Source organism: Pelagimonas sp., assembly GCF_058892305.1.
The window spans coordinates 88,099-104,605 of the sequence record NZ_JBZXVN010000018.1 but is presented as its reverse complement, the minus strand read 5'-3'; the positions used below and the strand labels follow the sequence as shown (position 1 = coordinate 104,605).

17 protein-coding genes are annotated in these 16,507 nt (G+C 53.8%); 12 read left to right on the top strand and 5 right to left on the bottom strand.

The window, feature by feature from the left end; translation table 11 throughout:
* Positions 1-35 precede the first annotated feature (35 nt).
* Positions 36-899: a ribokinase gene (locus tag AC5EFR_RS08350; protein WP_493575389.1), complete on the top strand. Its 864-nt coding sequence runs from the start codon at positions 36-38 to the stop codon at positions 897-899.
* 16 nt (positions 900-915) lie between these two features.
* On the opposite strand, the gene msrA is transcribed toward AC5EFR_RS08350, so the two are convergent.
* Positions 916-1,566, bottom strand: coding sequence for a peptide-methionine (S)-S-oxide reductase MsrA (gene msrA / locus AC5EFR_RS08345; RefSeq protein WP_493575388.1), 651 nt, complete (start codon positions 1,564-1,566; stop codon positions 916-918).
* A gap of 127 nt (positions 1,567-1,693) precedes the next feature.
* On the opposite strand from msrA, the gene AC5EFR_RS08340 reads away from it, so the two are divergent.
* Together AC5EFR_RS08340 and AC5EFR_RS08335 are read left to right on the top strand one after the other, a co-directional pair.
* Positions 1,694-2,590 (top strand): D-amino acid aminotransferase, encoded by an 897-nt coding sequence (locus AC5EFR_RS08340; protein ID WP_493575387.1) that lies wholly within the window; start codon positions 1,694-1,696, stop codon positions 2,588-2,590.
* Complete coding sequence (locus AC5EFR_RS08335) at positions 2,587-3,282, top strand: sulfotransferase-like domain-containing protein (RefSeq protein WP_493575386.1); 696 nt, start codon at positions 2,587-2,589, stop codon at positions 3,280-3,282. Before AC5EFR_RS08340 ends, AC5EFR_RS08335 begins: the two co-directional genes overlap by 4 nt.
* On the opposite strand, the gene AC5EFR_RS08330 is transcribed toward AC5EFR_RS08335, so the two are convergent.
* Entirely contained in the window at positions 3,272-3,556 is a 285-nt protein-coding gene (locus tag AC5EFR_RS08330; RefSeq protein ID WP_299936375.1) for an SCP2 sterol-binding domain-containing protein, read from the bottom strand. The two genes, AC5EFR_RS08335 and AC5EFR_RS08330, sit on opposite strands and share 11 nt — an antisense overlap.
* Before the next feature lie 135 nt (positions 3,557-3,691).
* A complete protein-coding gene (locus tag AC5EFR_RS08325; RefSeq protein WP_493575385.1) occupies positions 3,692-4,918 on the bottom strand; it encodes an argininosuccinate synthase in 1,227 nt (408 codons plus the stop codon).
* Positions 4,919-5,044: 126 nt separating this feature from the next.
* Here AC5EFR_RS08325 and AC5EFR_RS08320 point away from each other — a divergent pair, with 126 nt between their 5' ends.
* Together AC5EFR_RS08320 and ilvA are read left to right on the top strand one after the other, a co-directional pair.
* Positions 5,045-5,806 (top strand): hypothetical protein, encoded by a 762-nt coding sequence (locus AC5EFR_RS08320; protein ID WP_493575384.1) that lies wholly within the window; start codon positions 5,045-5,047, stop codon positions 5,804-5,806.
* Between the two features lie 36 nt (positions 5,807-5,842).
* Positions 5,843-7,069, top strand: a complete 1,227-nt coding sequence (gene ilvA / locus AC5EFR_RS08315; RefSeq protein ID WP_493575383.1) for a threonine ammonia-lyase IlvA — start codon at positions 5,843-5,845, stop codon at positions 7,067-7,069.
* 25 nt (positions 7,070-7,094) lie between these two features.
* Here ilvA and AC5EFR_RS08310 read toward each other — a convergent pair whose 3' ends face one another.
* A complete protein-coding gene (locus AC5EFR_RS08310; protein WP_493575382.1) occupies positions 7,095-7,430 on the bottom strand; it encodes an Hpt domain-containing protein in 336 nt (111 codons plus the stop codon).
* Positions 7,431-7,562: 132 nt separating this feature from the next.
* Here AC5EFR_RS08310 and AC5EFR_RS08305 point away from each other — a divergent pair, with 132 nt between their 5' ends.
* On the top strand, positions 7,563-8,870 hold the full coding sequence (locus AC5EFR_RS08305; RefSeq protein ID WP_493575381.1) for a PP2C family protein-serine/threonine phosphatase: 1,308 nt from the start codon (positions 7,563-7,565) through the stop codon (positions 8,868-8,870).
* Here the strand turns inward: AC5EFR_RS08305 and AC5EFR_RS08300 are convergent.
* A complete protein-coding gene (locus AC5EFR_RS08300) occupies positions 8,867-9,298 on the bottom strand; it encodes an NUDIX hydrolase (protein ID WP_493575380.1) in 432 nt (143 codons plus the stop codon). The genes AC5EFR_RS08305 and AC5EFR_RS08300 overlap by 4 nt on opposite strands.
* Before the next feature lie 80 nt (positions 9,299-9,378).
* Between AC5EFR_RS08300 and hslO the strand changes: the two genes are divergently transcribed.
* The 6 genes from hslO (at position 9,379) to AC5EFR_RS08270 (ending at position 16,501) form a co-directional block, all read left to right on the top strand.
* Positions 9,379-10,353, top strand: coding sequence for an Hsp33 family molecular chaperone HslO (gene hslO / locus AC5EFR_RS08295; protein ID WP_493575379.1), 975 nt, complete (start codon positions 9,379-9,381; stop codon positions 10,351-10,353).
* On the top strand, positions 10,340-10,942 hold the full coding sequence (locus AC5EFR_RS08290; RefSeq protein ID WP_493575424.1) for a CoA pyrophosphatase: 603 nt from the start codon (positions 10,340-10,342) through the stop codon (positions 10,940-10,942). Before hslO ends, AC5EFR_RS08290 begins: the two co-directional genes overlap by 14 nt.
* Positions 10,939-12,102, top strand: a complete 1,164-nt coding sequence (locus AC5EFR_RS08285) for a CCA tRNA nucleotidyltransferase (protein ID WP_493575378.1) — start codon at positions 10,939-10,941, stop codon at positions 12,100-12,102. The genes AC5EFR_RS08290 and AC5EFR_RS08285 overlap by 4 nt, the downstream gene beginning before the upstream one ends.
* A 165-nt stretch (positions 12,103-12,267) precedes the next feature.
* The gene (locus tag AC5EFR_RS08280; RefSeq protein ID WP_493575377.1) at positions 12,268-14,145 is read left to right on the top strand and encodes an ABC transporter ATP-binding protein; all 1,878 of its coding nucleotides are present in this window, start codon (positions 12,268-12,270) and stop codon (positions 14,143-14,145) included.
* Positions 14,142-15,977 (top strand): ABC transporter ATP-binding protein, encoded by a 1,836-nt coding sequence (locus AC5EFR_RS08275; RefSeq protein ID WP_493575376.1) that lies wholly within the window; start codon positions 14,142-14,144, stop codon positions 15,975-15,977. The genes AC5EFR_RS08280 and AC5EFR_RS08275 overlap by 4 nt, the downstream gene beginning before the upstream one ends.
* Positions 15,974-16,501 (top strand): P-loop NTPase family protein, encoded by a 528-nt coding sequence (locus AC5EFR_RS08270; RefSeq protein ID WP_493575375.1) that lies wholly within the window; start codon positions 15,974-15,976, stop codon positions 16,499-16,501. The genes AC5EFR_RS08275 and AC5EFR_RS08270 overlap by 4 nt, the downstream gene beginning before the upstream one ends.
* Positions 16,502-16,507: the final 6 nt, after the last annotated feature.

Below are 16,507 nucleotides of genomic sequence, written 5' to 3'. Positions count from 1 at the left end.
CCACCATGCCCTTTCTGTGAAGAAAGGGCAGCGCCATGACGATCTACAACCTCGGCTCTATCAACATTGATCTAGTGTATCGCGTTCCGCATCTACCTGGTGCGGGCGAAACTTTGGCGTCAACGGGGTATAACAAGGGCCTTGGCGGCAAAGGGGCCAATATGTCTGTCGCGGTCACACGCGCCCAAAGCCAATGCGTGCATATTGGTGCAGTTGGGGCGGACGGGATTTGGGCCAAAAATCGGCTGATTAACTACGGCGTGATAGGCGATCATATCACCGAGTCAAAGGAGGCCACAGGGCACGCAATAATTGCGGTCGACGCCGCCGGTGAAAACATGATCATTCTGCATCCCGGTGCAAATCATGCCTTGTTAGAGACTGATATTGCTTTGGCTCTGTCTACTGCAAAACTCGGCGACACCTTTCTTTTTCAAAATGAAACGAATGGCTTAGAACACGGGGTTAAACTTGCACGTGAACTTGGCTTGCGTATTGCTCATGCAGCGGCCCCGTTTGAGGCGGACGCCGTCATTCCGGTCCTTCCGTTTCTCGATCTATTGGTTCTGAACGAAGTCGAGGCAGAGCAATTGCAATCCGCAACGGGGCAGGCGCTTGCCGAATTGCCAGTTGCGGATGTGGTGGTGACGCTTGGGGCCAAGGGATGTCGTTGGCATTCCGGCCCAAACACCCGCGCATTTCCGGCGATTTCGGTCACCCCAATCGACACAACGGGGGCAGGGGATACATTCACCGGCTATTTGATTGCGGCCCTTGATCAAGGGATGTCGATGGATCAGGCCATTGAACTGGCTGGCAAGGCCGGTGCATTGATGGTGACCCGACTTGGAACGGCGGACGTCATTCCGACGCTCCAAGACGTACAAGAGGCATTTTAAGCCATGTTAGAGCCTTTTATCCTGCGAAAGGTGCGGCCGAACCCCAAAGCTCTTTGACCCGTTGGTCACGGCCACAGGATTCGCGATACTTCTTGTAAGCATCCTTTTGCTTGATCGGACCAAAGCGGGTCAAAACGCGTTTGGTGCCCTTGTAGTAATCCTGATGATAACCTTCGGCGTCATAGAACTTCTTCGCAGGCAAAATTGGGGTCACAATTGTACGCCCCAATGCCTTGGCAGCGGCGGCCTTAGCCGCCTCTGCATCGGCTTTTTGGGCAGGGTTAGAGAAAAAAATGGCGGTGCGATAGCTTTCTCCGCGATCACAGAACTGGCCGGTTGCATCCGTAGGGTCGACCGATCGGAAAAACAGATCGTATAGCTTGCGTTGTGAGACCTGAGAGGCGTTGAATTTAATTCGAACCGCCTCGTAGTGTCCGCTCCCGCCGCGTGTGACTTGTTTGTAGTTCGGGTTGGCGACGTGGCCACCGGTGTAGCCGGATACGGCACCCGTAACTCCCTTAACCGATTCAAAATCGGATTCGACGCACCAAAAGCACCCTCCGGCAACGATGATTTCATCCGCCATGGCACGGTTGGCCTGAGCGGTAAAACCGAGCGTCATGAGAGCCATGAGGGCGAGGGGCTGAGCACGATTAAACAAGCGCATGTGTATCTCCTTTTGACGACAGCCTGCATAAAAGCGAGACACCAGACAATGCACTGTCATGTGATCTCACCAACAGGTGAGCGGGTGTGAAGCTTGCAAAGCCAAATCCCGCCGATAGGGTGTGCCTATGACAGACGTATCAACACATCAGGCGCAAGAAGATGCGCGCAATGACACCATCCAAATTTGGGTGAATGGCACATTGAAAACCCGCGCCGACGCAACGGTTAGCGTTTTTGATTCCGGCTTTATGCTCGGCGATGGCATATGGGAGGGGTTGCGGCTCTATAATGGGCGCTGGGCGTTTCTAGACGAACACATGGATCGGTTGTTTGAGGCGGCCAAGGCCATTGACCTTGATATTGGGATGGACCGGGCGGCCGTGATCGACGCGCTGGAACAAACGCGTCTAGCAAACGGGATGGAAAGCGATGCTCATGCCCGCTTGATGGTAACGCGGGGTGTGAAAACGCGGCCCTTCCAACATCCGTCGCTGAGCCAGCAAGGCCCGACTGTGGTCATTATCATGGAGCATTCGCGCCCGTCGATCCCGCGCCCGCTGAAGCTCGCCACAGTTCCTCATATTCGCGGCCTGCCAATGACGCAGGATCCAAAGTTGAATTCCCATTCGAAATTGAACTGCATTCTTGCCTGTATCGCCGCCGGAAAGGCCGGGGCGGACGAAGCGCTGATGCTGGATATCAATGGATTCGTGAACACCACTAATGCCTGCAACTTCTTCATCGTGCGCAAAGGCGCGGTTTGGACAAGCACCGGGGATTACTGCATGAACGGTATTACCCGTCAAAAGGTGATCGACCTATGTCGCGCCAACGACATTCCGGTGTTCGAACGCAACTATAGTTTGGTCGACACTTACGGGGCAGATGAGGCTTTTTTAACCGGGACTTTTGGGGCGCAAACCCCGATTTCCGAAATTGACGGTCGTCGGATTGGCACAGGCGAAGCGGGGCCAATGACGCTGCGTTTACGCGCTCTATATAAGGATCTTGTCGAACCATGAAAATCGCAATGTGGAGCGGGCCGCGCAACCTTTCGTCGGCGATGATGTATGCCTTTGGCAATCGGGCGGATTTCGCCGCTTGGGATGAGCCCTTTTATGCGCCCTATCTGAAACGCACCGGAATTGATCACCCAATGCGCGACGAGATCATCGTCGCACATGACGCCGATCCAGTCTCTGTTGCAGCCAAATGTGCCGGATCTGTACCAGACGGAAAACCGCATTGGTACCTGAAGCACATGGGTATTCATATGGATGAAACGCCGCTGGGCTGGGCCAAGGATTGCGTGAATATCCACCTGATCCGCCATCCTGCTCGGGTCATCGCGTCCTATGCGGCAAAGCGTGAAAACCCGACATTGCATGATATTGGCTTTGCTCAGCAGGTTGAGATATTCGAACGATTTCCCGGCCCAGTGGTCGACAGCGCCGACATTCGCGAAAACCCAGAGCGCATGTTGCGCAAGCTTTGCGGTGCCATTGATTTGGATTTTGATCCGGCAATGCTATCTTGGGCCGCGGGGCCCCGCGATTTCGATGGCATCTGGGCCGCGCATTGGTACGGCGCCGTCCATCAAAGCACCGGTTTTGCCGGGGCAGAGGGGCCTTTGCCGGTTCTAGAAGGGCAAGCTGCGGATTTATGTGCTGCTGCTATGCCCTTTTATGAAAAATTGGCCGCTCTCAAGCTTTGAGTAAATCAGCCAATTTCATTGCCACAGCCGGATTGCCGCTGATCTTGATCTTGCCCATCATGACGGCGGTCATTGGGTTCAAATTGCCTGACAGAAGCTTGATCAGATTGTCGGATGACAGTTTCAGCGTGCAATCTGTGTCCTGTTCCTGATCGCTTGCTGTGCCATCCGCCAAAACGATGACCCCGTCCTCGCCGCAATCGAACTTCAACGAGCCTTCAAAGCTCTTGGTTTCTAGCCCTTGCTGAAGGCGCGGTAGCAGGTCTTGTAACATCTCATCCCCCTTGGTTTCCCAAACCGGTAGAGGGCGCGCTTGACCCAATCAAGGGTAACGTAAGGTCTTACGCTGCGGCACAAAAAACGCCCCGAGGTTTCCCCCGAGGCGCGTTTGTTTCACGTTAAACAGGCCTTAGCCTTTCAAGCGACGACTCCGAGCAGCCAGCAGTTTCAAACGCAGGGCGTTCAACTGGATAAAGCCAGCGGCGTCTTTCTGATCATAGGCACCTGCGTCATCCTCAAACGTCACGTGCTCTTCGGAGTAAAGCGAATGATCAGAGGCGCGCGCCACGGTAAAGGCAGAACCTTTGTACAGTTTGAGCGTCACAGTCCCGGTTACATGTTCCTGCGACTTATCAATCGCGGCCTGAAGCATTTCGCGCTCGGGCGAATACCAGAACCCGTTGTAAATCAGCTCGGCGTAGCGTGGCATCAGGCTATCCTTGAGATGGCCTGCGCCGCTGTCCAATGTGATCTGTTCGATACCGCGATGCGCTTCGAGAAGGATCGTGCCGCCGGGTGTTTCATAGATACCGCGGGATTTCATGCCAACAAAACGGTTTTCAACAAAATCAAGACGCCCGATCCCGTGCTTACGGCCATAGTCGTTCAGCTGGGTCAGAATGGTCGCTGGCGACATCGCTACGCCATTGATGCTAACCGCGTCGCCTTTTTCGAAGCCGATTTCGATGATCTCTGGTGTGTCTGGCGCATCTTCTGGGGCGACCGTGCGCTGATACACATATTCAGGGGCCTGATCGGCTGGGTCTTCAAGAACTTTGCCTTCGGACGAGGTGTGCAGCAGGTTTGCATCAACCGAAAACGGCGCTTCGCCGCGCTTGTCTTTGGCAATCGGAATCTGGTTCTTCTCGGCAAAGTCGAGCAGGGACGTGCGTGAGTTCAGATCCCATTCACGCCATGGCGCGATGCATTTGATGTCAGGGTTGAGCGCATAGGCGGCCAGTTCGAACCGAACCTGATCGTTACCCTTACCGGTTGCGCCGTGGGCAACAGCGTCAGCGCCGGTTTCTTCGGCGATCTCAACCAAACGCTTAGAGATCAGCGGGCGGGCAATCGACGTGCCCAGCAAGTACAGACCTTCGTAAACGGCATTGGCACGGAACATCGGGAAAACGAAGTCACGCACAAACTCTTCGCGCACATCTTCGATAAAGATGTTCTCAGGCTTGATGCCCAGCATTTCGGCTTTGGCGCGCGCTGGCTCAAGCTCTTCGCCCTGACCAAGGTCGGCGGTAAATGTCACAACTTCGCAGCCATATTCAGTCTGCAGCCATTTGAGAATGATCGAGGTATCAAGGCCGCCGGAATAGGCCAGCACAACTTTCTTGGGCGCGGTCATGGAACTGTCCTTTAATGGGATTTTTCGCGGGTTATCCGGTTTTCGCCTCCGGGGCAAGGCTGACAGGTTGACAGAATGCTGCGGCGTGTTAGCCATTTGCCAAATATTTCAAAGAGTGAGGCTGCCATGAAGGGCTGGTTGATTTTTAAACATTCGTTTTCGATGGTTCTGCGCAATTGGCAAGAGGCGGTAAAAATAGGGCTTCTTCCGGTGTTGATGATCGTTGGCTTGGCCATGCTCGTGCTGCGCGGAGCAGCATTTGAATTGATACAGGGCACAAACCCCGAGGACATGGAGCATGTCTTTATGCAACCGGGTTTGATCGGCGGATTCATTGCCGTTTGGTTGTTCGCTTTGTTTGCCTTGCTATCCGTGGTCGTAAATTGGCACCGCTTTGTTTTGCTTGAAGAATATCCCGAAAATTGGATTCCGAAAATTAGGGCAAATGTTGTGTTGGGGTATTTGGGTCGGATTATTCTTATCGCAATTCTGTCCTTGGTTTTGATGATTCCCCTCGGGCTTGTCGCCGGAATGATGATGGCGATACCCGGTCTCGGCTGGATTGCTCTGATCGCGGCCTATCTGTGTGTTGCGATTGTGATGTATCGGGTCATCGCAATTTTGCCCGCCGCGGCGATTGGAGAGCCAATAACTCTTGGTCAAGCTTTTGAATCAACAAGAGGGTCGAACATGGATATTTTTGTGCTGATGCTTGTGTCTTTTGGGGTGAATATTGTGTTCCAACTGGCTGTTGGTGCTGTTGCAGTGGTCTCGCCGATCTTAAGTGGGTTGCTGTCGATTCCGGTGTCTTTGGCACTGGCCTTGGTCAATGTCAGCGTTCTGACAACGTTTTACGGTCACTATATTCAAGGTCGTCCGATTGACTGACTTGCGCGCGGGCGGCGTCTGCGGCACTCATCGTGAATGAGTGATTTTCAGGACAAAGCCCGCCAAGCCACAGACGCGATGCGCGATGTGTTTCCCGCAACGCCACTATTGCGCAACGATCACCTGTCTCATCGGTTTGACGCCGATATTTGGTTGAAACGCGAAGACATGAGCCCGGTGCGCAGTTACAAGTTGCGCGGCGCGTTGAATGCAATGCGCAAACAACAGGACAAAGGGCTGTTTGTCTGCGCCAGCGCGGGAAATCATGCTCAGGGCGTCGCCTATATGTGCAAGCATTTTGATGTGCGCGGTGTGATTTTCATGCCTGTCACAACCCCACAGCAAAAGATCCAAAAGACCGGGATGTTTGGCGGGGAAAATGTCGAAATTCGCCTAGTTGGGGACTATTTTGATGATTGCTTATCGGCGGCTCAGGCGTTTTGTGCATCCGAAGGCGGACATTTTTTGTCACCCTTCGACGATGAAGATGTGATCGAAGGTCAGGCCAGTGTCGCGGTTGAAATTGAGCAACAGCTTGGTCGTGTTCCTGATCATATGGTTATCCCGGTCGGCGGCGGTGGTCTAAGCTCCGGTGTGCTGAGCTATTTTGGTACTCAGACTCAGTATACATTTGTCGAACCGTCTGGTGGGGCATGTTTGCGCGCAGCGTTGCAGGCCGGAAAACCGGTTGCCCTTCCAAAGGTTGATACCTTTGCGGATGGCGCGGCGGTTGCCCGAATTGGTGAAAAGACTTTTGCCATTCTCAAAGGGGTTGGCCTGGCCAATAGCCTGACCATTCCAGAAGACCGGCTTTGCACCACGATGATTGAAATGCTCAATGTCGAAGGCATTGTTTTGGAACCAGCCGGTGCCCTGTCGATCGATGCATTGCAAGATTTGGGCCAAGCGATTCGCGGTAGAAGCGTTGTATGTGTGGTGTCGGGCGGAAACTTTGATTTTGAACGACTGCCTGAGGTCAAAGAGCGTGCCCAGAGGTATTCCGGGGTCAAAAAATATTTTATTTTACGGCTACCGCAACGGCCGGGCGCTCTCAAAGATTTCCTAAACTTGCTGGGTCCGAATGATGACATCGCGCGTTTTGAATATCTGAAAAAATCAGCCCGGAACTTCGGGTCTGTCTTGATCGGGATTGAGACCAGCGAACCAGAACAATTTACCCGCCTGTTTGAGCGGCTCGACACAAATGGGTTTACCTACCAGGACATCACGGAGGACGAGATCCTGGCGCAGTTTGTCATTTGATTTCTGTCCTGTTGGGCAACGTTGATCAGGCTGCCAAACGTCCGGGTAAATCCGCCTGAAACTGAACCCTCGAAGTTTCAAATGTGTCTCTGATTTCTGCCGGGCTAACAACCTCGGGTCGGCCGGTTGATGCGGCCTTCTCACCTTTTAGACAAAGCTGGGCGAGGCTTTCGAACCCAAGGTTCAAAGCGGCACCCTTGAGAAAATGCATCTGTTCTTCGGCAATGACTGAATCCGTTGCGCCATTTTCAAAAATGGAAATGGCGCTTTCCACTTCTTCCAAAAACAGGTCGACAACTTCTCCAAAATCTTCGGCTCCGATCTCTTCAACCAGTTCTTCTACGCGTGACCAATCGATCATAGGGCACCTCCTGAATAAGAAATTACAGGCCAGAAAGTGAACAAGTCGTTTCTGTTACAAATGCATTCAGTTGCATTTTAGATTTCAGTCACCGTTAAGGGTCTGAGGGTACCACCAAGCTGTGATTAATCCATGCGCAAGGGAATCGCCGTGCAACCTGACCCTGTCAACATACCAGCTACACAAACGGGCGCCGTCCGTGTGGTACTGATCGTTGATGATAGCAGACTGCAATTGCGGATCATGACCGCAATGCTTAGCCGTATGGGATTTGAGGTTCTTTCGACCGATTCCGGCGCGGAAGCCTTGGAGATTTGTGCCAAGCAAAAACCTGATTTGGTCTTGTCCGACTGGATGATGCCGGAAATGGATGGCCTTGAGCTTTGCCGTCGCTTTCGAGAAATGAAAAGCGAAAGCTATGGGTATTTCATTCTGTTGACGTCCAAAAGCGAAAAGGGGGATGTCGCTGAGGGCTTAGACGCTGGTGCCGATGATTTCCTAACCAAGCCTGTTAATTCTCATGAACTTCGCGCTCGTATCAACGCTGGTGCACGGGTTCTATCAATGGAACGTCAGCTTTCGGACAAAAACCGCCAAGTATCCGAAGCGTTGAATGAGCTTCAGGAAATTCATGAGGCGATCGACAAAGATTTACGTCAGGCACGGACAATTCAGCAATCATTGGTGCCCGAACGCGTCTGTGAAATTGCCACGTCTCGGGTCAGTTTGCTTTTGCGCCCTTGTGGCCATGTTGGTGGCGATCTTGTTGGGATGTTTCGTCCGGGTTACGATCGACTAGGGTTATATAATATTGATGTTTCTGGACACGGGATTACCTCTGCGATGGTGACTGCCCGTGTGGCTGGGTATCTTTCTAGTAACTTTCCGGATCAAAACGTCGCACTCGAAAAACGTTTTGATCGTTTTTATGCCATGCGTGAACCGGCTGAAACTGCCTGTTTGCTCAACCAGCGCTTGGTTGCTGATCCGGGTGTCGAGGAATACCTCACGATGGCTTATATTGCCACCGATTTGCAAACTGGTCGGGTGCGCATGGTTCAGGCTGGGCATTCGCCGCCAATGGTGCTCCGGGCCAATGGTGATGTTGAGTTTTTCGGAAATGGCGGTTTGCCCATCGGTCTTGTTGACCATGTCGACTATGAACAGCATGAGTTTCAGATGCATTCCGGCGACATGCTCCTTCTTTACTCCGACGGCTTTACCGAAGCGGTGATGAAAGATGGTGAGATGCTGGGCGAAGAAGGGCTTGCCCGGCTTTTCAAAGAGGCATCCAAATGCGGCCAAGGGCCAGATTTAGTCGAAGATATGTTTTGGCGTCTTACCTCAGAAATGGAAGATTCATCGAAACTCGGTGACGATGTTTCGGCGGCATTGCTTGAGTTTGATATTCTGAGCGAACGGGTTGAGAACCCGTCTTAACGGCAAAACTTTTGGACAAAAAACGCATCGCCCGCGTTTTCAAGATTTGAGATGGCGTCACTAATAGTATGCCAAACTGCTGTATGATCCGGTTCAGGGGGGGGCTCTAACTGCGTGATCGGTGCGGCACAGAAAATGGTACATAATTTTTCTGCCCAAAGATCATACTCAGGCATATAGGTAAATCGACGATAGGCTCCCAATCGCGTGATGCGCCCAATGCGCCACCCAGTCTCTTCGTACACCTCACGGTGTAGCGCAGCAATTGGATGTTCCCCGGAATCAATGCCGCCTCCTGGCAGTTGCAGCTCTGGTCCGGGGGCTTGTTCCGTCAATAGTAGGCGACCGGCTTTGGGCAAAATTGCGTATACGCCGGGGCGGATTCTGTATCGCCGCCCGGTTTCGGGCGGGGTTCCAAAACGCATCATCGCGACTAACCCCTTTGCGTTTGCCTTGATCGTCCCTATATGGCTGCGATATGCCAGTCTCCGGCAGATAAGGAAACCCCATGAGCATAGGCAACAAAATCGCTTGGGACGACACCGTCCTGCCCTTTCAGCTTGATCGCACCGACATGCGTGGCCGCGTGGCCCGATTGGATGGCGTGCTTTCTGGCGTTCTGAAACAACACGAATACCCGGAACCGGTTGAGGCGTTGGTCGCTGAAATGGCGTTACTGACGGCGTTGATCGGGCAAACCATTGATCTGCGCTGGAAACTGTCCCTTCAGGTTCAAACAAAAGGTGCGGTGCGTATGATTGCCACCGATTATTATGCGGCGGAAAAAGAAGGCGAAACGGCGCGTATCCGTGCCTATGCCAGCTTTGATGCCGATCGTTTGACCGATGACGCACCGTTTGAACAGTTGGGCGCCGGTTACTTTGCGATTCTGATTGATCAGGGCAATGGCACCAAACCGTACCAGGGAATTACCGACCTGACGGGTGACAGCCTTGCTGAATGCGCAACCGCCTATTTTGCCCAATCGGAACAATTGCCGACTAGGTTCTCATTGTCCTTTGGCAAATCCCAAGAACCGGGCGTGCCCGAACATTGGCGCGCTGGGGGAATCATGTTGCAACACATGCCCAAGGCGTCGCCTCTGATGAAAGGTGCGGAAAACGTCAAGGTGGTGGCCGAAGCGACAAGCGCCGAGATGGAAGAGAATTGGAACCGTGTCAATTTCCATTTGGATACGGTTGAAGAGCTGGAAATGATTGGGCCAAGTGTGACGCCAACCCAATTGCTCCTTCGATTGTTCCACGAGGAAGAGCCGAGGGTTTTTGATGCTCAACAGGTTAAATTCGGGTGCACATGCTCTGAGGATCGCGTGCGCCAAAGCCTGTCGATCTATTCGGCCAAGGACATCAAGACAATGACGACCGAAGAAGGCACTGTTACGGCGGATTGCCAGTTTTGCTCAACCCATTATGTTCTCGACCCAAAGACAGTTGGGTTCGAAGCAAAAAATGACGGTGCATGACCAAGTAAACACGTTGAAGATGGCGCTGGGCACGGGCTCTGCGCCATCTTCTGATTTTGATTTGAACCCGGATGTGGTCTTGCCCATGGGGCGCAAGCTTCGTCCCGCCGGTGTTCTGGCGGCTTTTCAGGTTGGGCCACGGGGGCTTGACTTGATCCTGACCAAGCGGTCCTCGCGGCTTAAACACCATCCCGGACAAATTGCCTTTCCGGGGGGCAAGGTGGATGACGGCGATGCCGATGTCATCGCCGCCGCCCTTAGAGAAGCCGACGAAGAAATCGGTCTTTGTCCAACAAACGTTGAGGTGTTGGGCACGTTACCGGGCCATGAAACCGTCACGGGGTTTGACGTCACGCCGGTGATCGGATTGGTCAAAGCCAAATTTGATCCGGTGCCAGAACCGGGTGAAGTTGACGAAGTCTTCTCTGTGCCCTTCACACATGTCGCCAACCCAGGCCTGTTTTCGGTGCAATACCGGCGCTGGCAAGGGCGTCGTCGGCATTATTATACCGTGCCATTTGGTCCCTATTATATTTGGGGTGCGACGGCTCGAATCCTGCGTGGATTGGCGGATCGGATCGCCGAATGACGGTTGCCACGGGAGAATGGCTGACGGCTCCCGGTGCCCAACAGGTACTGGGGTTGCTCGAAACCGCTGGGTTTCAGGCTTACGCCGTTGGCGGCTGCGTGCGAAATGCTCTTTTGAATGAACCTGTGGCGGATGTTGATATTTCGACCGACGCTCGCCCTGAAACAGTCTCTAGCCTTGCAAAAACTGCTGGTCTCAAGGTTGTCCCAACCGGGATCGAACATGGTACCGTGACTGTTGTCGCCGATGGGATTGGTTACGAAATCACCACTTTCCGAGCGGATGTTGAAACCGATGGCCGTCGCGCCGTTGTTCGGTTTTCTGATGACATCGCAGAAGACGCGCGCCGCCGCGATTTCACGATGAACGCGCTTTATGCGAACCGGCACGGTAGGGTTTTGGACCCGTTGGGTGGGGTGCCTGATTTGTTTGCTCGGCGGTTGCGATTTATCGAGGATGCAGAGCGGCGCATCAAAGAAGACTATCTTCGAATTCTGCGATTTTTTCGGTTTTTCGCGTGGTACGGTGATCCGTCCCAAGGGATGGATGCCGATGCGCTTGCCGCAATTGCCGGAAATATAGATGGGCTTTTACAACTGTCTCGGGAACGGGTTGGCACCGAGCTTATCAAACTATTGACTGCTACCGACCCAGTTATGGCCGTGGCCGTGATGGAGCAGACCGGGGTTTTGAACGCTGTGCTGCCCGGTGCGGTTTCAAAACCACTGGGTCCTTTGATCGTCAACGAAACAAGTCTGAATTTGCTGCCAGATGGTCTTCGGCGTTTGGCTGTTTTGGGATATTTTGACGGACCGGCTTTGCGGTTGTCCAAGGTCAAACAAAGGCAACTTGCGCAGTATCAGAGCCTAATGTCGAGTGTCGAGAGCCCAATTGAAATGGCTTATCGGCACGGGGTTTCAACCGCTCTTGACGTGATTGCTCTGCGTGCGTCGAGTATGGAGCACCCCGCTTGTTCTCCCGGCCTGCAAGTGCTCAAATCAGCGTCGGAGCAGCGGTTTCCTGTCAAAGCAAAAGACTTGATGACCGATTTTTCCGGGGCGCACCTTGGCCAAAAGCTGAAAGAGCTTGAAGAACGTTGGATTGCATCTGATTTCAGCTTGGACAAGGACGCTTTGTTGGCGATGCGCAACGAGGGGTGACAAATGTATCTTTCTGCGCTATCAGGGGGCGGACCTTAGGAGGATAGATGATGGATCGAGACAGGATTTTTACCAGCTTTAGCTGAGCCTGTCTGCGTTTGTGGTCCGGCTTAGCCAGACCCGCACCACCATCATGATTACCGCTCTATTTCCGAGGGCCCCCCTATGTTCCGTTATTTCGAAAACCTTGTAGATCCCTATTGCGACTACGCCCAAGACGACACTCCACCCCGGCGCGTTCTGCCCTTTCTCATGTCTTACAGCCGACCGTTTTACCGGCTCTTTGCTGCTGCTTCGATCCTGTCAATCTTTGTTGCCGCCGTTGAAATCGGTTTGATCTGGGCGATGGGTTGGGTTGTTGACATCCTCTCCGGTGATCCGGCAGAGGTTTGGCAAGCCCATGGCACGCATCTACTTTTGCTCGCCGTGTTCGTTTTGACCCTTCGCCCGGCCATTCAGGCGCTTGATGTGTTATTGCTTAACAATGCGGTGCTGCCCAATTTGGGAACGCTCATCCGATGGCGGGCGCATAAACATGTTTTGCGTCAATCCGTTGGTTGGTTTGAAAATGATTTCGCGGGGCGGATATCTAACCGTATCATGCAAACCCCTCCCGCCGCCGGTGAGGCTGTGTTTCAAGTCTTTGACGCGATTACCTTTTCAATCGCTTATGTGGTTGGTGCCTTGGTTATGTTGGGCGACGCAGATCCGCGTTTGATGGTGCCTTTGCTTGCGTGGTTGGTGCTCTATGGTCTGTTGCTGCGTTGGACTGTGATCCGCGTCGGAAGCGCATCCAAAGCGTCATCAGATGCGCGTAGCAAGGTCACCGGCCGTGTCGTCGATGCCTATACCAACATTCACTCGGTCAAGATGTTCTCGCATCACGAGAATGAGCTGGACTACGCAAAAGAGTCGATCGAGGCTTCGCGGCAAACCTTCTTTCATGAAATGCGCCTCTATACCTTTATGGACGTCGCATTGGTTACGCTGAACGGTTTGCTGATTGTTGGTGTTGTCGGCTGGGCCTTTTCGCTTTGGATGCAGGGCGAGGTGTCTGCTGGTGTGGTGGCTGCGACGACTGCGTTGGCGCTGCGTTTGAATGGGATGACCGGTTGGATCATGTGGGCGCTGACAACGTTTTTCCGCGAACTTGGTGTCGTGGCCGAAGGCATGGAGACGATTGCCCAACCGATTGATCTTGTTGATGCACCGGATGCGCGGCCTCTTGATCTGATTGATGGGAAAATCGAAATACAGTCTCTAACACACCACTATGGGCGTGACTCCGGTGGGCTTGAGGATGTGTCTCTTACCATCCATCCGGGCGAAAAGATCGGGTTGGTTGGGCGGTCAGGGGCCGGTAAATCAACTTTGGTCAAGCTGTTGCTGCGGTTCTACGATGCTGAAAAAGGCGCGATCCTTATCGACGGACAGGATATTTCCCAAGTCACCCAAGATAGTTTGCGTGCCCAAATCGGGATGGTCCAACAGGACAGCTCGCTGTTGCACCGTTCGGTGCGTGACAACATCCTTTATGGCCGCCCCAATGCGACCGAAGCCGAAATGCTCAAGGCGACACAACAAGCCCAAGCTCATGACTTCATCCTGGAACTAGAAGACCCAGAAGGGCGCAAAGGCTATGACGCCCATGTTGGTGAGCGTGGCGTGAAACTGTCTGGCGGTCAGCGTCAGCGGATTACACTGGCGCGGGTTGTTTTGAAAAACGCTCCGATCTTGATGTTGGATGAGGCCACGAGTGCGCTTGATAGTGAGGTCGAGGCCGCAATTCAGGAAACCCTATATGGGATGATGCAAGGCAAAACCGTTATTGCCATTGCGCATCGCCTAAGCACCATCGCCCAAATGGATCGCATACTGGTCATGGATAAGGGGAAAATCGTCGAGCAAGGCAGCCATGACGTGCTTTTGGCGCAAGGTGGATTATATGCGAGTTTCTGGGCGCGGCAGTCGGGCGGGTTTTTAGACCCGGATGAGCCGGCGGATGGGTCTGAAAAAACCAAAAAGACAAGGGCAGCGGAATGAACGTAAAAGATTTGATCAAGCCGTTTCAACGCGATGAAAGGCCACCGCCAACAACCCTGATGGCGTTCATTCGGTGGGCGTTGAAAGGCGCTTGGCCGATGATTGTTGTGGCGGCGATTCTGTCCGGGACTGCCGGCGCAATGGAAGCGGTCACCGCCTATTTTATGGGGTCGGTTGTGGACCGCGCCGTTGAACTTGGGCCGCAAGCGTTTTTTAGTGTCCAAAACGTCGGATTTTTGCTCGCTGTCACCGGGTTCTTTTTGATCGTTCGCCCGATCACTTTTGGGCTGTCATCGGTGGCCAACAACTACGTGGTGATGCCGAACATCCCGCCTTTGGTGCTGTCGAAACTCAACCGCTGGACTCTCGGGCAATCGGTTAGCTTCTTTGACAATGATTTCGCCGGTCGGATTGCCCAAAAACAGATGCAAACGGCGACCTCACTGACAATGGTGGTTTCCGAAACCATTAGTGCGATAGTCTTTGCCTTTGCGTCTTTGGTGGGGTCACTGCTGTTGCTTGCGACCATCGACTACCGCGTTTTGATCGTTTTTGCGGTGTGGTTGGTGGCTTATTTTGCCCTGATCCGGTGGTATCTGCCGCGTATTCGCACTCGTTCGGCGGCGCGGGCTGGGGCGCGAGCCAATGTCAGCGGTCAGGTTGTGGATACGATCACCAATATCAAAACCGTGAAACTCTTTGCCTCTGATCGTCACGAAGAACTTGCGGCGCAGGATGCCATGGTCGGTTTGCGGGAAAAATCGCTGGCCTTTGGGGCTTTGTCGGCCAGCTTCCGGTTCTTTCTGATGATCTTGGCCGGGGCATTGCCGGTGATCTTGGCCGGGGCATCGTTGCTTTTGTGGCGCAATGGATTGGCCACAACCGGGGACGTGGTGGCCACGGCAGCGGTCGCGGTGCGCGTGTCGCAAATGACCGGCTGGGTCAGTTTCACCTTGATGGGGCTTTATGCCAATGTCGGCGAAGTTGAAAACGGCATGAAAACCCTTGCCCCGGCTATTCGGGTCGAGGATCAGCCCAACGCCCAAGCGCTTGCTGTTGCCAAAGGTGAGATCGACTTTGATCAGGTGACCTTTGCCTATGGCGGTGAAACTGGCGGTGTCAAAGACATCAAGCTAACTGTGAAACCCGGCGAAAAGCTGGCTGTGGTAGGCGCATCAGGGGCGGGAAAATCGACGCTGGTTTCACTGTTGCTCCGGCTGTTTGACCGTGAAACAGGGTCTATTTCCATTGACGGTCAAGACATCGCAGAGATCAGCCAAGACAGCCTTCGCGACGCGATTGGAATGGTCACCCAAGAAACCGCGATGTTTAACCGATCCGCGATGGAAAACATCCGATATGGCCGCCCAGAAGCCACAGACGAAGAGGTGTTCGAAGCTGCGCGGCGCGCCTCGGCGCATGAGTTCATTCTTGAGCTAAAAGATCACGAGGGACGTGGCGGTTACGATGCGCGTCTCGGCGAGCGAGGCGTCAAACTCTCCGGTGGTCAGCGACAACGCATCGCCTTGGCCCGTGCCATCCTTAAAGATGCGCCGATCTTGGTGCTGGACGAGGCCACCAGCGCCCTTGATTCAGAAGTCGAAGCCGAAATTCAGGAGGCCTTGACCGAGGTGATGCAGGGCAAAACCGTGTTGGCCATCGCCCACCGCTTGTCGACCATCGCGCAGATGGATCGCATTGTTGTGCTGGAACAGGGTCACATTGTGGAACAAGGGCCGCACGATCTTTTGTTGGCGCAAAATGGCCTTTATGCGCGCTTTTGGGCCCGTCAATCGGGTGGGTTTCTTGATCCGCAACAAGCGGCCGAATGAAACGCGTCATGATTGTGGGCCAGCCGGGAGCAGGAAAATCTTGGCTGGCGCGGGCGCTCGGGGAACGGACGGGCCTGCCTGTTCAGCATATCGATCTGATCCATTGGCAACCGGGTTGGCAGGAACGTCCCAAGACCGAAAAGCTGACACTGATCCATCAGGCCGAAATGCGGGACAGCTGGATTATCGAAGGTGGCTTGTCTGCAACCTACAAGCACCGCCTGGCGCGGGCTGATACACTGATCATTCTGGATTTCACTCTGTGGTTTCGGGCGTGGCGGGTGTTTGTGCGCACGCTCAAAGACTATGGGCGAAGCCGGGCGGACCTTCCTGAGGACTGTCCGGAACGGTTTAGCTATGAGTTCTGGAAGTGGATTTGGGACACGCGCCATACCGGGCGGGCGCAGAACCTTGCCCTCATTGAACAAGCAAGGCCGGATGTGGCGGTTTTTCACCTGTGCTACCGGCACCAAGTGGCGTCGTTTGTAAAAAACCTCGACCTGCCCGACAATTCAGGGCAATAGGCAGCG

Bases quoted from the DNA above. Each gene is read 5' to 3' on its own strand.
- AC5EFR_RS08350 (WP_493575389.1), top strand. From the start codon at position 36: ATGACGATCTACAACCTCGGCTCTATCAACATTGATCTAGTGTATCGC.
- msrA (WP_493575388.1), bottom strand. From the start codon at position 1,566: ATGCGCTTGTTTAATCGTGCTCAGCCCCTCGCCCTCATGGCTCTCATG.
- AC5EFR_RS08340 (WP_493575387.1), top strand. From the start codon at position 1,694: ATGACAGACGTATCAACACATCAGGCGCAAGAAGATGCGCGCAATGAC.
- AC5EFR_RS08335 (WP_493575386.1), top strand. From the start codon at position 2,587: ATGAAAATCGCAATGTGGAGCGGGCCGCGCAACCTTTCGTCGGCGATG.
- AC5EFR_RS08330 (WP_299936375.1), bottom strand. From the start codon at position 3,556: ATGTTACAAGACCTGCTACCGCGCCTTCAGCAAGGGCTAGAAACCAAG.
- AC5EFR_RS08325 (WP_493575385.1), bottom strand. From the start codon at position 4,918: ATGACCGCGCCCAAGAAAGTTGTGCTGGCCTATTCCGGCGGCCTTGAT.
- AC5EFR_RS08320 (WP_493575384.1), top strand. From the start codon at position 5,045: ATGAAGGGCTGGTTGATTTTTAAACATTCGTTTTCGATGGTTCTGCGC.
- ilvA (WP_493575383.1), top strand. From the start codon at position 5,843: ATGAGTGATTTTCAGGACAAAGCCCGCCAAGCCACAGACGCGATGCGC.
- AC5EFR_RS08310 (WP_493575382.1), bottom strand. From the start codon at position 7,430: ATGATCGATTGGTCACGCGTAGAAGAACTGGTTGAAGAGATCGGAGCC.
- AC5EFR_RS08305 (WP_493575381.1), top strand. From the start codon at position 7,563: ATGCGCAAGGGAATCGCCGTGCAACCTGACCCTGTCAACATACCAGCT.
- AC5EFR_RS08300 (WP_493575380.1), bottom strand. From the start codon at position 9,298: ATGATGCGTTTTGGAACCCCGCCCGAAACCGGGCGGCGATACAGAATC.
- hslO (WP_493575379.1), top strand. From the start codon at position 9,379: ATGAGCATAGGCAACAAAATCGCTTGGGACGACACCGTCCTGCCCTTT.
- AC5EFR_RS08290 (WP_493575424.1), top strand. From the start codon at position 10,340: ATGACGGTGCATGACCAAGTAAACACGTTGAAGATGGCGCTGGGCACG.
- AC5EFR_RS08285 (WP_493575378.1), top strand. From the start codon at position 10,939: ATGACGGTTGCCACGGGAGAATGGCTGACGGCTCCCGGTGCCCAACAG.
- AC5EFR_RS08280 (WP_493575377.1), top strand. From the start codon at position 12,268: ATGTTCCGTTATTTCGAAAACCTTGTAGATCCCTATTGCGACTACGCC.
- AC5EFR_RS08275 (WP_493575376.1), top strand. From the start codon at position 14,142: ATGAACGTAAAAGATTTGATCAAGCCGTTTCAACGCGATGAAAGGCCA.
- AC5EFR_RS08270 (WP_493575375.1), top strand. From the start codon at position 15,974: ATGAAACGCGTCATGATTGTGGGCCAGCCGGGAGCAGGAAAATCTTGG.